This window comes from Pelagovum pacificum (genome assembly GCF_016134045.1).
Taxonomy (GTDB): domain Bacteria; phylum Pseudomonadota; class Alphaproteobacteria; order Rhodobacterales; family Rhodobacteraceae; genus Oceanicola; species Oceanicola pacificus_A.
Window position 1 is genome coordinate 1469707 of sequence record NZ_CP065915.1, and the last position, 14691, is coordinate 1484397.

Annotated in this window: 13 protein-coding genes; 8 read left to right on the forward strand and 5 right to left on the reverse strand. The window is 68.1% G+C overall.

The window, feature by feature from the left end; translation table 11 throughout:
- Window positions 1–138: 138 nt before the first annotated feature.
- Window positions 139–822 carry an ImuA family protein gene (locus I8N54_RS07285; protein WP_231592427.1) on the reverse strand — a complete coding sequence of 228 codons (684 nt, stop codon included), beginning with the start codon at window positions 820–822 and terminating at the stop codon, window positions 139–141.
- A 102-nt stretch (window positions 823–924) separates the two neighbouring features.
- Between I8N54_RS07285 and I8N54_RS07290 the strand changes: the two genes are divergently transcribed.
- Complete coding sequence (locus I8N54_RS07290) at window positions 925–2241, forward strand: cytochrome-c peroxidase (RefSeq protein ID WP_140193193.1); 1317 nt, start codon at window positions 925–927, stop codon at window positions 2239–2241.
- Window positions 2242–2596: 355 nt separating this feature from the next.
- On the opposite strand, the gene I8N54_RS07295 is transcribed toward I8N54_RS07290, so the two are convergent.
- Both I8N54_RS07295 and I8N54_RS07300 read right to left on the reverse strand, forming a co-directional pair.
- The gene (locus I8N54_RS07295; RefSeq protein ID WP_140193192.1) at window positions 2597–4057 is read right to left on the reverse strand and encodes a CRTAC1 family protein; all 1461 of its coding nucleotides are present in this window, start codon (window positions 4055–4057) and stop codon (window positions 2597–2599) included.
- Window positions 4054–5358 carry an ROK family protein gene (locus tag I8N54_RS07300; RefSeq protein ID WP_231592423.1) on the reverse strand — a complete coding sequence of 435 codons (1305 nt, stop codon included), beginning with the start codon at window positions 5356–5358 and terminating at the stop codon, window positions 4054–4056. Before I8N54_RS07300 ends, I8N54_RS07295 begins: the two co-directional genes overlap by 4 nt.
- 154 nt (window positions 5359–5512) lie before the next feature.
- Between I8N54_RS07300 and xylF the strand changes: the two genes are divergently transcribed.
- The 6 genes from xylF (at window position 5513) to I8N54_RS07330 (ending at window position 12633) form a co-directional block, all read left to right on the forward strand.
- On the forward strand, window positions 5513–6538 hold the full coding sequence (xylF, locus tag I8N54_RS07305) for a D-xylose ABC transporter substrate-binding protein (RefSeq protein WP_140193191.1): 1026 nt from the start codon (window positions 5513–5515) through the stop codon (window positions 6536–6538).
- 90 nt (window positions 6539–6628) lie between these two features.
- The gene (locus I8N54_RS07310) at window positions 6629–7921 is read left to right on the forward strand and encodes a sugar ABC transporter permease (RefSeq protein ID WP_140193190.1); all 1293 of its coding nucleotides are present in this window, start codon (window positions 6629–6631) and stop codon (window positions 7919–7921) included.
- 3 nt (window positions 7922–7924) lie between these two features.
- Entirely contained in the window at window positions 7925–8677 is a 753-nt protein-coding gene (locus I8N54_RS07315) for an ATP-binding cassette domain-containing protein (RefSeq protein WP_140193189.1), read from the forward strand.
- Window positions 8677–10113 carry a xylulokinase gene (gene xylB / locus I8N54_RS07320; protein WP_140193188.1) on the forward strand — a complete coding sequence of 479 codons (1437 nt, stop codon included), beginning with the start codon at window positions 8677–8679 and terminating at the stop codon, window positions 10111–10113. The genes I8N54_RS07315 and xylB overlap by 1 nt, the downstream gene beginning before the upstream one ends.
- Window positions 10114–10118: 5 nt before the next feature.
- Window positions 10119–11423 carry a xylose isomerase gene (xylA, locus tag I8N54_RS07325; protein WP_140193187.1) on the forward strand — a complete coding sequence of 435 codons (1305 nt, stop codon included), beginning with the start codon at window positions 10119–10121 and terminating at the stop codon, window positions 11421–11423.
- A gap of 28 nt (window positions 11424–11451) precedes the next feature.
- Window positions 11452–12633: a glycerate kinase type-2 family protein gene (locus I8N54_RS07330; RefSeq protein ID WP_232790446.1), complete on the forward strand. Its 1182-nt coding sequence runs from the start codon at window positions 11452–11454 to the stop codon at window positions 12631–12633.
- Here I8N54_RS07330 and I8N54_RS07335 read toward each other — a convergent pair.
- Window positions 12630–12965: a peptidoglycan-binding domain-containing protein gene (locus tag I8N54_RS07335; RefSeq protein ID WP_140193185.1), complete on the reverse strand. Its 336-nt coding sequence runs from the start codon at window positions 12963–12965 to the stop codon at window positions 12630–12632. The two genes, I8N54_RS07330 and I8N54_RS07335, sit on opposite strands and share 4 nt — an antisense overlap.
- A gap of 106 nt (window positions 12966–13071) precedes the next feature.
- Window positions 13072–13557: a flavin reductase family protein gene (locus I8N54_RS07340; protein ID WP_140195559.1), complete on the reverse strand. Its 486-nt coding sequence runs from the start codon at window positions 13555–13557 to the stop codon at window positions 13072–13074.
- A 366-nt stretch (window positions 13558–13923) separates the two neighbouring features.
- Here I8N54_RS07340 and I8N54_RS07345 point away from each other — a divergent pair, with 366 nt between their 5' ends.
- Entirely contained in the window at window positions 13924–14658 is a 735-nt protein-coding gene (locus I8N54_RS07345; RefSeq protein WP_140193184.1) for a GntR family transcriptional regulator, read from the forward strand.
- Window positions 14659–14691 lie beyond the last annotated feature (33 nt).

Below are 14691 nucleotides of genomic sequence, written 5' to 3' on the forward strand. Positions count from 1 at the left end.
CGCCTTCGTCGCGGATGTTCGCGGGGGCGGATGTCACCGGGCGGACGCCGATCCCGGCGTTCCGCGCGTGGTGGGGTCATGCCGCCTCCGGCGGGAATATTTGACGCCCGAAGAAGACCCGCGTGGCGCGAGAGGCCGTCAGCCGGTGGCACGAATGCCGGCGGGCGCGTCCTGCAGGGCCATCGGGTGGTCGAGGGCGAGGCCGGTGTCGTCATGGCGCGCCACCCAGGTCGTCGGCGGGCGAAACCGGGAGCGGAACAGCTCCGCCCGCCAGAAGGCGGTTCCCGGCGCGCGGGAATCGTAAGGGTCGGTGGCCGAGGGCAGCGATGCGAGGCGCCAGCGTTCCCGAGCCGCGCTGAGTGCGGGCTGCGCCGCGCGACGCATCAGCCAGCAGGCCACGCCATGCGCCTCCGACCGCAGGGCGAGCCGCTTCGTCGCCGTGAAATCGAGCACCGGCGGATCGCCCCAGACCTCTCCCACCACCGCGCCGAGCGACGGGCAGCCGAGCGCCTGTTCCATCGCCCAGAGCACATCCACCGGCCGGGAGACGTCGAGGCGCAGCATCTCCGTGCTGCGCGGAAAGCCGGCGAGATAGGGGATGCCGCATTCCCGACGCGAGAGCCGGTCCTGTATCCAGAGCACCGGCCGGTCCGCGGGAAGCTGTGCGATGACGAAGCCCGTCGCCGCCCCGTCCGAGGCGGCCTCGGCAAAAACCTCGGCCAGCGTGGCGGGCGGCGGCTCCGCCGGCGTCGCGCGGGCACGCAGGAGGTCCGTCGGGGATATCGGGGAGGGCGGGGCGCACTGCACCGGGACTCCTTTCACTGAATGTTCTTCTTTTGTTCTTATTCCGGGCGGAGGGATTCGTCAAATCCCTGTTGCGCTTTCCGCCGCCCCGGAAGAGCCTGCGACGAGGGAGGATAAGACATGCACCGGATACTTGTTTTCCTGCTTCTGCTGGCCCCCGCGGCCTTCGCGGAGGCCATCGACCGGCCCGCGCCGGTGACGGACGACGCCTACTCGCCGGTCCGGCTGGAGGAGGCGGAGCTGGGGCAGTTTCTGTTCTACGACCCGATCCTGTCGGGCAACCGGGAGGTCGCCTGCGCCACCTGCCACCATCCGGATCTCGGCACGTCCGACGGTCTGTCGCTGGGCATCGGGGACGGGGGCAGGGGGCTCGGCCCCGACCGGACGTTCGATCCGGAGAACCTCCCGGAGGAGCGGATCCCGCGCAACGCCACCGCGCTCTTCAACCTCGGCGCCACGGAGTTCACCGTCCTGTTCCACGACGGCCGGATCGAGGCCGACCCGACGCGCGAGACCGGCCTTCGCACGCCGATGGGCCCCGACATGGAGGCCGGCTTCGCCTCCGTCCTGTCGGCGCAGACGATGTTCCCGGTCCTCAGCGCGGACGAAATGGCAGGCCATTATTCCGAGAACGAGGTCGCCCAGGCCACGCGGCAAGGTTTCATCACCGGCCCCGGCGGGGCGTGGGACCTGTTGAGCCGGCGCATCGCCGCCATCCCCGACTATGCCTCCCGGTTCGAGCGGGTCTATGGCCTCGCGCCCGATGAAATCCATTTCACGGACATCTCCAACGCCATCGCGGCCTTCGTCGCGTTCGAGTGGCGCTCCGATCAGGCGCCGTTCGATGCGTGGCTCCGGGACGAGGCGGACCTGCCCGCCGAGGCGTTGCAGGGGGCCGCGCTGTTCTACGGGGACGCGGGCTGCGGCGGCTGCCATACCGGGCCGTTCCTGACGGACCACGACTTCCATGCGATGGGCGAGATGCAGATCGGCCCCGGCAAGAAGGCGCGGTTCGAAAGCCACTTCCGCGACGTCGGGCGGATGGGCGTCACCGGGGCCGCGGCGGATGCCTACGCCTTCCGCACGCCGTCACTGCGCAACGTGGCGACGACCGGGCCTTACGGTCACGCGGGCGCTTACCGCGACCTCGCCGCCTACATTCGCCACCACGCGAACCCGGTCGCGGCGATCGCGACCTACGACCGGACGCAGGCGCGTCTTGTCGAGCCGGGGGAGGAGGATTGGCACATTCTTCAGGACGAGGCAGAACTCGCCGCGATCGCCGACGCGGTCGGGGTCGCGCCCGTGACCCTGAGCGATGCCGATGTCGCGGCTCTGGTCGCCTTCCTCGACACGCTGACCGACCCGACGATGGCGGACGGGCGGCTCGGCGTGCCCGACAGCGTGCCGAGCGGACTGGCGGTGCCGACTCCCTGAGCCGTCAGAGGCGGCGCGGATCGGGTGTTCGGACGCGCATCGCTTGCAATGACTACGGGTCCGCAGGCGCATCGAGACAGGTCCAAGCCGTCGCGCTGTCCGACGCGGGCGACCGCGACCGGGCGCAGGACCTGCCGGGGGCAGACCTGCCGCCGATCCGCTACCAGACGCAGGCCGGCCTCTGCCTTGCCTTGCGCTGTCGCGTGCTCGCCAGCCGCGGCGCGATCGCCTCGCCCGTGCTGCGCATGCCGGGCGGCTGGACGGTGCGGCAATCGAGGATGTCGACCTGCTGATGCGCGACCGGAGCAGAGGTTGACGCATGTGGCCTGCCCGAAGTGGGCCCGCCTCATGAGCTCTAGCGGCTGGGCGTGACCACCCGGTCGGCGTCCGCCTCCAGCCGGGTGACGGATCCGTCGGGCCAGGTGACCTCCACCTCGGCCCGCGTTTCCGCCCCCATGCCGAAGTGCAGCGGCACCGCGCTGCCACCGGCGTGACCGCCGCCGACTGTGACTTCCTGAACCTGCGCGCCGGAGGCCGTCGTCACGGTCGCCAACGCGCCCGGCGGCAAGCCGGCGAGGGCCAGCCAGTGCCCGGTGTTCTCGGTGACGTTCCGGTAGAGCTCCATCGGCGCCCGGCGGTTCACCACGACGAGGTCGAGCCGCCCGTCGCCGTCGAAATCCGCCAGCCCCGCGCCGCGCGACCGGTCGGTCGTCGCGATGCCCGCGACGTCGGCCCGTTCCACGAAGGTGCCGTCGGGCTGCTGCATCAACAGATTGTTGGGATCGTAGACCGCGAGCCCCGGCATCTGGTCGACGTTGCCCTTGGCGATGAAGAGGTCGGCCAGCCCGTCGTTGTCGATGTCGGCGAACTCCGAATGCCAGCCGGTCGAGGGGCGCCCGTCATCGCCGGTGAAGGGCCGGTGCGCCGTCGTGCCCTTCTCGTACGGTGCGGCCTCGTAAGTGCCGTCCTCGGTGGCGAGCTGCATCAACTGGTCGCCCATCGAGGTCAGCATCACTTCGGGCCGCCCGTCGCCGGTCAGGTCGCGACTCGCGATCCCCATGCCCCAAAGCATCGGCCCGTCCCAGCCGTCGTCCTCCGTCAGGAAGCGACGCTCCCCGATATCCCACATCTGCTCATGCCCGCCGCGCACGTAGTAGTGGCGGTCGTTCGACAGGCGCAGCGTCGGCCGCCCCCGCGCGTCGCGGGCGGCGAGCATCGACAGCGGACAGAAACCGGGGGTGAGCGGTTCCTCCGTCCAGCCGGTCCCGGTGGGGCGCAGGATCGCGTTGTCGTCGCACGCCTCGAACGGGCCGTCCGGGTCATCGCGATTGACGTAGTGCCCGACGGCGAGCGTGGGCCGGGTTGCGCCGTCCTCCCACCACGCGGTGAAGGCGGTGGTCCAGCGGTCGGTGGTCGGCGGGCCGAGCGCCTCGGTCGCGTCCTCGAACCGGCAGTCGCCGAGCCCGCGCAACGCCACGTCGGGGCCCGCTCGCATCACGTAGAGGTCGAGCGTGCCGTCCCCGTCGAGGTCGAGCGGGTAGGCGCCCGTGACGCCTGTGAGCTCTGGCATGTCGCCGGGCAGGAAGTCGAACCCGCCTTCATTGAGAAACAACGCGGCGGGGGTCTCGCCACCGGCGGCGAAGATCTCGGGCAGCGCGTCGCCGTTGCAGTCGAAGATCGCGACGCCGCCGCCGACGAAATGCTCCCAGCCCCCGGTGTATTGATGGCCGCCAAGCTGATCGGAATGGTCCTCGAACGCCGGATCGGCCGCAAGGGCGGCCGGCAGGAGGCCGAGCAGGGCGGTCAGGCGGATCATGGCGCTTCCAGCAGGTTGGCCGTCGCGGCGGCGAGCGCGAGGGCGGAGGCGCCCCGTGCCCAGGCATCGTCGCCCCAGGCGTGGATCTCGACGGGCGCGCCGAGGCGGCCCGATGGCAGGACAAGGCGGTTCATCTCGACCAGCACCTCGTCGGCATAGAGGTAGTCGTAGCGCATCCGCTGGCCCGACAGGATGATGAGCGACGGGTCGAACAGCTGCACGACGTTGGCGAGACCGAGCGCGAGGTAGCGCCCGGCCCGCCGAAAGATCGTCGCCGCACCCTGGTCGCCCGACTTTGCGTGGGCATAGAGCGACTCGAGCAATGTCTCGGCGCTCGCCATGTTGCGGGTCGGACGCTCCAGTGCCGTCGCCGCCTCGCGGGCGAGCGCATAGTCGGCGATGTAGGCCTCGAGGCAGCCGCGTTGGCCGCAGCGGCACAGCGCGCCGTCGAGCTGGACCTTCGCGTGGCCGAGTTCCATGCCCATGCCCCGGCTGCCGCGGAACAGGCGCGAGCCGAGCACCAGCCCCATGCCGACGCCCTGTTCGATCGTGACGACGGCGAAGTCGGTCGTCTGGCGACCCGCCCCGAACCAGAGCTCCGCGAGGGTCAGCATGTTGGTATCGTTGTCGACCTCCACCGTCACGCCGAGCCGCGCCTCGACCGGGCCCTTTATGGCGGCGTCCCGCTCGGTGAAAAGCGGCGACCACACCGCAACGCCGCTGTCGTGGTCGATGATGCCGGGCGCCCCGATGCCGAGCGCACTGATCTCCGACAGCGCCACGCCGGCGCGGTCGAGCAGCGCGGTCACCAGCGCCTCGATCTCGTCCACCATCTCGTCCACCTCGCGCCGGTGCGGGGCGGAAGGCTGCGCGGCCTCGGCGAGGTGACGGCCGGAGAAGTCCGTCAGCACGGCGGAGAAGCGGTCCTCGGCGAGCTTCATGCCGATCACCAGAGCCCGTTCCGGCACGACTTCGAGCGCGACGGGCGGGCGGCCGCGGCCGGGCTCGCGGGGGTGATCCTCGACCTCGCGCAGGAAGCCGCCGGCGATCAGGTCCGCCGTCGCGGCGGACGCGGAGCCGGGCGAGATGCCGAGCGCACGGGTCACGTCGGCGCGTGCCGCGCGCCCCGAGGCGCGGACATGTTCGAACACCTGCACGCGCAAAGGCTTCGTTTCCGCCCCGCTCGCGGGGAGGATCGGGCCGCATCCGACCGGGCCGGTCTCCCCCGACCGGTCGAGTAGCACCGGGTCCGTCACTTTAGTTTGCTCCCTGAACATATTGCTGCGACGCAGCGGCGTCATCAGCTGTTCTCCGCGGGATATGCTGCATTTCGCGGCGGCATTCTGTCAAATTTATTTTGACATCTGAACAAACATTGCCATTCTCCGCAACGTTGGGTCGCTCACGTCGACTCGACGGTCCCGAAGGGGGCCATGAACGGATTGGGAGGTCCACATGAACAAGACAATTATCGCTGCCGTCGTCGCGACGGTCGGTTTCAGCTCGGCAGCGCTCGCGCAGGATCTTACGGTCGGCGTGAGCTGGTCGAACTTCCAGGAAGAGCGCTGGAAAACGGACGAGGCCGCCATCGTGGCCGCGCTCGACGAAGCTGGCGCCGAATACCTGTCCGCCGACGCGCAATCCTCGTCCTCCAAGCAGATCTCCGACGTCGAGTCGCTGATCGCGCAGGGCGTGGACGCGCTCATCATCCTCGCGCAGGACAGCCAGGCGATCGGCCCGGCGGTCGAGGCCGCGGCCCGCGAGGGGATTCCGGTCGTCGGCTATGACCGCCTGATCGAGGACGACCGCGCCTTCTACCTGACCTTCGACAACGTCGAAGTCGGCCGGATGCAGGCCCGCGCTGTGCTCGAAGCGCAGCCCGAAGGCAACTACGTCATGATCAAGGGCTCGCCGACCGACCCGAACGCGGACTTCCTCCGCGGCGGTCAGCAGGAAGTGCTGCAGGACGCCATCGACAGCGGTGCGATCACCATCGTGGGCGAGGCCTACACCGACGGCTGGCTGCCGGCGAACGCGCAGCGCAACATGGAACAGATCCTGACCCAGGCCGACAACGAGGTCGACGCGGTCGTCGCCTCCAACGACGGCACCGCCGGCGGCGCTGTCGCGGCGCTTACGGCACAGGGCATGGACGGCATCCCGGTCTCCGGGCAGGACGGCGACCACGCGGCGCTCAACCGCATCGCGCAGGGCACGCAGACCGTTTCGGTCTGGAAGGACGCCCGTGAACTCGGCGGCCGTGCGGCCGAGATCGCCGTTGCGATGGCCGAAGGCACCGCCATGAGCGACATCGAAGGCGCCGAGGAGTGGACCTCCCCCGCCGGCACGACGCTCTGGGCCGAGTTCCTCGAGCCGGTTCCGGTGACCGCCGACAACCTCGACGTCGTCGTCGACGCCGGCTGGATCACCCAGGAAGCGCTCTGCCAGGGTGTTTCCGGCGGCCCGTCGCCCTGCGAGTGACCGGCAGGGGAGGCAGCTCCCCGGCCTGACCCAAACCAGTAGGATGGGGATGATCCCCATCCTACATCTGCTTTCAGCGGATCGCCCCACATGACCGATACCACCGGCACTTCTTCCGCGCCCCCGAAGCGCAGCTTCCTGAAATCGCTCGAAATCGACACGCGGCTGCTCGGCATGATCGGCGCCTTCGTGATCGTCGCGATCGTCTTCAACGTCCTCACCGACGGCCGCTTCCTGACCGCGCGCAACGTCTTCAACCTGACGATCCAGACCGTCAGCGTCGCCATCATGGCGACCGGCATGGTCTTCATCATCGTCACCCGCCATATCGACCTCTCCGTTGGCTCGCTGCTGGCGACCTGCTCCGCCGTCATGGCGATGCTGCAGACCCGCTGGCTGCTCGACTGGTTCGGCCTTGACCTCGGCGCCGATGCGCTGCCCTGGCTTGCCATCGTCGGCGGGCTGATCGTCGGCACCGCGATCGGCGCGTTCAACGGCTGGCTGGTGGGCTATCTCACCATCCCGGCCTTCATCGTCACGCTCGGCGGGCTGCTGGTCTGGCGCAACGTGGCCTGGCACCTCACCAACGGGCAGACCATCGGCCCGCTGGACGAGACCTTCCAGGCCTTCGGGGGCATCACCGGGACGCTCGGATCGACATGGTCGTGGATTGTCGGCCTCGTCGCGACGGCGCTGGCGCTCGCCGCGCTGTGGAACGCCCGGCGTACCAAGATCGCCCACGGCTTCCACGTCAAACCGATGTGGGCCGAGTACGTCGTCGCCGGCGTCATTGCCGTGGGTATCCTCGGCCTCGTCGCAGTCCTGACCTCCTACGAGATTCCCGGTCGCGTGCTCGAGCGTCAATTCGAGGCACGGGGCGAGACCATGCCGGAGGGCTACAGCGAGAGCTACGGCCTGCCGATCTCGGTCCTGCTGCTGATCGGCGTCGCCATCGTGATGACCATCGTCGCGCAGCGCACCCGGCTGGGCCGCTACATCTTCGCCACCGGCGGCAACCCGGACGCGGCGGAGCTGTCGGGCATCAACACCCGCCTGCTGACCGTGAAGGTCTTCGCCATCATGGGCTTCCTCTGCGGGCTCTCCGCCGTGGTCGCCTCCGCCCGCCTGTCGTTCCACTCCAACGACATCGGCACGCTGGACGAGCTGCGCGTGATCGCCGCCGCCGTCATCGGGGGCACTGCGCTCTCGGGCGGGATCGGCACGATCTACGGCGCCATCCTCGGCGCGCTGATCATGCAGTCGCTGCAGTCGGGCATGGCGATGGTCGGGGTCGATGCGCCCTACCAGAACATCGTCGTCGGCGCGGTGCTCGTGCTCGCCGTCTTCGTCGACATCCTCTACCGCCGCCGCACGGGAGACTGAGCCATGGCCACGCCACTCGTCGAAATGGACGACATCTGCGTCTCCTTCGGAGGCATCCACGCGGTCGATCACGTCTCGGTCGACCTCTACCCCGGTGAAGTGGTCGGCCTGCTCGGCCACAACGGCGCGGGGAAGTCGACGCTCATCAAGGTGCTGTCGGGCGCCTACGGGATGGACACGGGCGAAGTCCGGATCAACGGCAAGAAAGTCACGATCAACAACCCGCGGGACGCCCGGAAGTACAATATCGAGACGATCTACCAGACCCTCGCGCTGGCCGATAACCTCGACGCTTCCGCCAACCTGTTCCTCGGCCGCGAGCTGGTCACGCCCTTCGGCATGGTCGACGACGCGAAGATGGAATCCGAGACGCGCAAGATCATGAACCGGCTGAACCCGAACTTCCAGAAGTTCGCCGCGCCGGTCAGCGCCCTCTCGGGCGGTCAGCGACAGTCGGTCGCCATTGCCCGGGCGGTCTACTTCAACGCCCGGATCCTCGTGATGGACGAGCCGACCGCCGCGCTCGGCCCGCAGGAGACCCAGATGGTCGCCGAACTGATCCAGGAGCTGAAGAAGGACGGCCTCGGCATCTTCCTGATCGACCACGACGTTCGCGCGGTGAAGGAGCTTTGCGACCGCGCGGCGGTGATGAAGAACGGCAAGCTCGTCGGCGTCGTAAAGGTCGACGAGGTGACGGAGGACGATCTGCTCGCCATGATCATCCTCGGCAAAAAACCGGAGCACGTAGCAGCCTGATGTTTATCGGACTTGATCTCGGGACGAGCGGCCTGAAGGCGCTCGTCATGGACGACGACCAGAAGATCCTGGGCGAGGCGACGGCGGAAATGACCGTCTCCCGCCCGAAGGATGGCTGGTCGGAACAGGACCCCGCGCAATGGATCGCCGCCTGCGAGGCAGTGTTCGAGGCGCTGAAGGGCAAGGTGGACCTCTCCGGCGTGAAGGGCATCGGGCTTTCGGGCCAGATGCACGGCGCGACGCTGATCGACGCCGCGGATCAGGTGCTGCGGCCCTGCATCCTCTGGAACGACACGCGCAGCCACGAAGAGGCCGCCGCGCTCGATTCCGAGCCGCTGTTCCGCGACCTCACCGGCAACATCGTTTTCCCCGGTTTCACCGCGCCCAAGCTTGCCTGGGTGCGCAACAACGAGCCGGAGATCTTCGCCAAGGTCGCCAAGGTGCTGCTGCCGAAGGATTACCTCCGGCTCTGGCTGTCGGGCGACTACGTCGCGGAGATGTCGGACGCTGCGGGAACCTCGTGGCTCGACACCGGCAAGCGTGACTGGTCGGACGAGTTGCTGGCCAGGACGGACCTGTCGCGCGATCACATGCCGCGGCTCGTGGAAGGCTCGGAAGTGTCCGCCACCCTGCGGGACGAGCTCGCCGACAAGTGGGGCCTGCCCAAGGGCGTGGTCATCGCGGGCGGGGGCGGCGACAACGCGGCCTCCGGCGTCGGGGTCGGCGTCGCGAAGGCGGGCGAGGCGTTCGTCTCGCTCGGCACCTCGGGTGTGCTGTTCGCCGCCTCGGACGCCTACCAACCGGACGCCGCGACCGCCGTTCACACCTTCTGCCATGCCCTGCCGGGCACCTGGCACCAGATGGGCGTGATCCTTGCCGCGGCGGATGCGCTGAACTGGTACAGCAAGCTCGCCGGAGAACCCGCCGCCGACCTGACCGGGCGGCTCGGCACGCTGCAGGCGCCGGGGCGGACGCTGTTCCTGCCGTATCTCGGCGGCGAGCGGACGCCGCACAACGACGCGCGGGTGCGCGCGCAGTTCCTCAACCTCGACCACGCCAGCGACCGGGACAGCCTGACGCGCGCCGTGCTCGAGGGGGTGACGTTCGCGATCCGCGACAGCTTCGTCGCGCTCACCGCGACGGGCACCAAGATGGAGCGCCTGATCGCCGTCGGTGGCGGTACGCGCTCCGACTACTGGCTGAAGGCCATTGCGACGGCGCTGAACATGCCCGTCGAGCTTCCGGTCTCGGGCGATTTCGGTGGGGCCTTCGGCGCCGCGCGGCTCGCCCTGATGGCCGCGACCGGGGCAGGGGCCGAAGTGGCCTCCGCTCCGCCGATCGACCGCACGGTCGAACCGGACTCCACCCTGACCGATGACTTTGCCGAGGCACACGAAAGGTATCGTGCCGCCTACCAGGCCGTGAAAGGACTCTGAAAACCATGACCGATTTCTTCAAGGGCATCCCCGAGATCAAGTACGAGGGCCCCGACAGCACCAACGAATTCGCCTTCCGGCACTACAACCCGGACGAAGTCGTCATGGGCAAACCCATGAAGGAGCATCTGCGCTTCGCGATCGCGTGGTGGCACTCCTTCGCGTGGGAAGGCGGCGACCCGTTCGGCGGCCGCACCTTTGATCGTCCGTGGTATCCGCAGGATTCGATGGAGCTGGCCAAGCTCAAGGCCGACGTCGCCTTCGAGATGTTCTCGCTCCTCGGGGCGCCCTACTTCTGCTGGCACGACGCCGACGTGCGCCCCGAGGGCGCGACCTTCGCCGAAAGCCGCGACAACCTCTATGAATGGGCCGACTACGTGCTGCCCAAGATGGAGGAGACGGGCATCGGTTGCCTCTGGGGCACGGCGAACATGTTCACCAACCGCCGCTTTATGTCCGGCGCGTCGACCAACCCCGATCCGGACGTCTTCGCCTATGCCGCGGCGACCGTGAAGGCCTGTATCGACACGACCAAGCGCCTCGGCGGCCAGAACTACGTCCTCTGGGGCGGCCGCGAAGGCTACGAGACGCTGCTCAACACCGACATGGGCCGCGAGCGCGAGCAATACGGCCGGTTCCTGACGATGGTCGTGGAATACGCCAAGAAGGTCGGCTTCGACGGCACGATCCTGATCGAACCCAAGCCGCAGGAGCCCTCGAAGCACCAGTACGACTACGACGTCGGCACGATCTACGGCTTCCTCAAGGATTACGGCCTCGAGAACGAGGTGAAGCTCAACATCGAGCAGGGTCACGCGATCCTCGCCGGTCACAGCTTCGAGCACGAACTGCACCTCGCACGCAGCCTCGGCGTGCTCGGCTCGATCGACATGAACCGGAACGACTACCAGTCCGGCTGGGACACCGACCAGTTCCCGAACAATGTCCCCGAAGTCGCGCTCGCCTATTACGAGATCCTCAAGATGGGCGGCTTCACCACCGGCGGCACCAACTTCGACGCCAAGCTGCGCCGCCAGTCGCTCGACGCCGAGGACCTGATCCTTGGTCACGTCGGCGGCATGGACACCTGCGCGGCCGGCCTGAAAGCTGCCGCGAAGATGCTCGAGGACGGACTGCTGGAGCAGGCGCTGACCGACCGTTACGCCGGTTGGGACAGTGATGCGGCGAAGTCGATGCTGGCCGGCGACCTCGAGTCCGCCGCTGCCCGCGTCGAGGCCGAGGGCCTCGAACCCGAGCCGAAGTCCGGACGCCAGGAGCGGCTCGAGAACATCGTCAACCGCTATGTCTGACGCTATGGCACCGGCCGGTCCCCGGCAGGTGCTATCCGATCTCTTCCGGGCGGGCGTGGCCGCCGCCGACCCCTACGAGGGGACGAAGGCCGCGCTGCCCGACACTGCGCCGACCGCCATCATCGCGGTCGGCAAGGCCTCCCGCCGGATGGCGGAGGCCGCCCTCGAACGGTTTCCGGGGACGCCGGCCCTGGTCGTGACCGTTGCCGGGGCGGATGCCCCGGTCGAGGGCGCGACGGTCATGGTCGCGGGCCACCCCGTCCCCGATGACGGTGGAGCCGCCGCCGCGCAGGAGGTCTGGGACCGCGCCGGCGCGTTGGGGCAGGGGGACCGCCTGCTGGTCCTCGTCTCTGGCGGGGCGTCGGCAATGCTGCCGCTGCCTGCCGACGGCCTGACCCTTTCCGACAAGATCGAGGTCAGCCGCCTGTTGCTCGGCTCCGGCGCCGATATCGAGCAGATGAACCTCGTCCGCCAGCAGCTCTCCGGCCTGAAGGGCGGTGGCCTTGCCCGACGAGCCGCGCCCGCGACGGTCGAAGCGCTGATCCTGTCCGACGTCATCGGCGATACGCTCTCCGTCATCGGCTCCGGCCCCACGGTTGCGCCGCTTGGGACCCCGACAGAGGCCCGCGCCATGCTGGCGCAATTCGATCTCTGGTCCCGCGTTCCCGAGGCGGTGCGATCCCACCTTGAGACCGCCCGCGCCCCCGATCCCATGCCGGCGGTGACCAATCGCCTTATCGGATCCAACGGCAAGAGCCTCGCCGCCATGGCCCGCGCGGCGGAAGAGGCCGCCGTCCTGTCGCGCCCCCTCGAAGGGGATGTCGCCGACGCTGCCCGCATTGTCGTGTCGCAGTCCACGCCCGGCCTGACCCTCTGGGGCGGGGAGACGACGGTGCGTCTTGGTGGCAGCGGCCTTGGCGGTCGCAACCAGGAGCTCGCTTTGCGCATCGCCTTTCTGGCGGAAGTGGAAGGCTGGACCGATTGGGCGTGCCTCTGTGGTGGAACCGACGGGCGCGACGGCCCGACCGACGCCGCCGGCGGTCTTGTCGATGCCGGCACGCTCGACCGCATCCGCGCGGCCGGCCTCGACCCCGAGGCTCTGCTCGCCGACAATGATTCCTACCGCGCGCTCGACGCGGCGGGGGATCTCCTCAAGATCGGGGCGACGGGGACGAACGTCGCCGACCTCGGCATTCTCTGGCGGGGCTAGCTTCGCGGCCGCAGTGACGCGGAGCTCGCCTCCATCAATGCCGACTCGAGATAGATGCGAATGATTTCGATTTCGTTGACGATCCCGGCCTCGCGCGCATTCTCGGCAAAGCCCGGATAAGCCAGCGTGGCGCGCGCCTGATCGACCGCCGCGGCGGTGCCCGGCCCCCAGAGCCCGTCCACCGTCGACGCGTAGAGCCCCCGCGTCACGAGCTGTTCCTGAAGCGCCTGACGATCCTGCCGGGACAGGGCGTAGAACTCCGTTCGCAGCTCCTGGGCGGCGGCCGGGGCGGCCCACGCAAGAAGCGTCACCACGATAAGATATCTGCGCATCGAATGTCCCCGGTTGAGCAATCGAGACGCAGTCGTCGCAGGCAGAGGCGGCGTGAAGCGGGACTCATCATGGCGATTTGGGGGCGGCTCGACAGATGGTTAATGGTCAGCCCTTGAAGCTGACGAACCGCCCGCCCTGGAACAGGAGCGGAAGACCATCGCGCCGCGCCGCACGCTCCACCTGTCCGACAATGATCAGGTGATCGCCGGCATCGTGCGCCGCGACCCGCCGGCACTCGAACACGGCGAGGCAGCCGTGGATCAGCGGCACGCCGTCCGCGCTTTCTTCCCAGTCGACATCGTCGAATGCGTCTGCCGACTGGGTGAAGGCGTCACAGACCTTTTGCTGATGGCCGCCAAGGACGTGGATCGCGTAGGTCTCGGCGGTCGAGAACAGCTCGTACCGGCGGGAGTCCTTTGCCGGTGACCAGAGGACCAGCGGCGGATCGAGCGATACGGAGGCAAAGCTGTTGGCTGTGATGCCGAACGGCCCGTCCGGCCCCGCGGCGGTCACCACCGTCACCCCGGTCGCGAAGGACCCGAGCGCGGCGCGAAAAGCGCGGCTGTCGGACTTCGGATCGATAAGCTCCATCCGTTCGGCAGGGGCGTCGGTCAAGGGTGTCTCCATGGCTTTTCGGTCGCCCTCTAAATGCCACAGACCGTTGTCGGAGCACAGGGGCGCCTGCGTGCGCGACCGGCGACACCGCTGTGCACGGGCCGCCGAACCGGCACCGGAACGATAAACATATATTCTACTTTGATGTTTATGTGCCTCCTTAACGTTCGCACCGGAGAGAGGCTGCCAGTTGTCTCTAAACAAAAGGTTTCTTTAAGATTATGATTTTAAAGAACTTTGCGCGCCCACCTTTCTGGGTATAGGGCGGGTTTCGTGACTTGCATCGACAAAGCGAGTCCGTGCAGAAAAGATGTTAACGATTGAGACAAGGAATATTGGACCATGCCCGATGCTGGCCTCCGCCGGCTTATTCCCCGGTATCTTCAGATATCGGAGTACCTGATCCGCGAGATCCTGGCGGGCCGGCTCGGCGACGGCGCTCGGCTTCCGCCCGAGCGCGCGATGGCGGCGGACCTCGATGTTTCGGTCGGCACGCTGCGCAAGGCGCTCGAGGTGATGGAGCGGCAGGGTATGCTGGTGCGGGTTCAAGGGTCGGGCAACTACATCCGAAATATTGCCGAGGTTCAGTCGATCTACGCGCTTTTCAGGCTCGAGCGGCTCGATGGCGGCGGCCTTCCCGGGGCAGAGGTGCTGGATGTCGAACGCATGAAGAAACCCGGGCATCTGCCAGACTTCGGCCTGTCGGACGAAGCGCACCGGATCCGGCGGCTGAGGTATCTGGACGACGTTCCGGTCTCGATCGAGGAGACGTGGGTCTGCGCGGCGCAGGCCTGGCAGTTGAAGCGCGAGACTATTTTCGAAAGCCTGCATTACCACTACCTGACGGCCTTCAACCTGCAGCTGGTTTCCGCTGTGGACAGGATCGGCCAGGCTGTTGTCCCTGACTGGGCACCGGACGCCTTCGCGCCCGAGATCGGATCGACCTGTTCTTTCTACAACCGGCTCGCACGCAGCGCTGATGGCGTGGACACGGAGTATTCCGAAGTCTGGTTCGATTCCGACAAGTGCAGATACGTAGCACGCCAGAATTCTGCCGTCCGAATGTTGGAAAAGTGAAAGTCCGGCGGTTCGACGTCGTTCTGTAGGCTT

What these genes read in the sequence shown, in the direction of transcription:
- I8N54_RS07290 (WP_140193193.1), top strand. Translation starts at nt 925, where the DNA reads ATGCACCGGATACTTGTTTTCCTGCTTCTGCTGGCCCCCGCGGCCTTC.
- I8N54_RS07295 (WP_140193192.1), bottom strand. Translation starts at nt 4,057, where the DNA reads ATGATCCGCCTGACCGCCCTGCTCGGCCTCCTGCCGGCCGCCCTTGCG.
- I8N54_RS07300 (WP_231592423.1), bottom strand. Translation starts at nt 5,358, where the DNA reads ATGACGCCGCTGCGTCGCAGCAATATGTTCAGGGAGCAAACTAAAGTG.
- xylF (WP_140193191.1), top strand. Translation starts at nt 5,513, where the DNA reads ATGAACAAGACAATTATCGCTGCCGTCGTCGCGACGGTCGGTTTCAGC.
- I8N54_RS07310 (WP_140193190.1), top strand. Translation starts at nt 6,629, where the DNA reads ATGACCGATACCACCGGCACTTCTTCCGCGCCCCCGAAGCGCAGCTTC.
- I8N54_RS07315 (WP_140193189.1), top strand. Translation starts at nt 7,925, where the DNA reads ATGGCCACGCCACTCGTCGAAATGGACGACATCTGCGTCTCCTTCGGA.
- xylB (WP_140193188.1), top strand. Translation starts at nt 8,677, where the DNA reads ATGTTTATCGGACTTGATCTCGGGACGAGCGGCCTGAAGGCGCTCGTC.
- xylA (WP_140193187.1), top strand. Translation starts at nt 10,119, where the DNA reads ATGACCGATTTCTTCAAGGGCATCCCCGAGATCAAGTACGAGGGCCCC.
- I8N54_RS07335 (WP_140193185.1), bottom strand. Translation starts at nt 12,965, where the DNA reads ATGCGCAGATATCTTATCGTGGTGACGCTTCTTGCGTGGGCCGCCCCG.
- I8N54_RS07340 (WP_140195559.1), bottom strand. Translation starts at nt 13,557, where the DNA reads ATGGAGCTTATCGATCCGAAGTCCGACAGCCGCGCTTTTCGCGCCGCG.
- I8N54_RS07345 (WP_140193184.1), top strand. Translation starts at nt 13,924, where the DNA reads ATGCCCGATGCTGGCCTCCGCCGGCTTATTCCCCGGTATCTTCAGATA.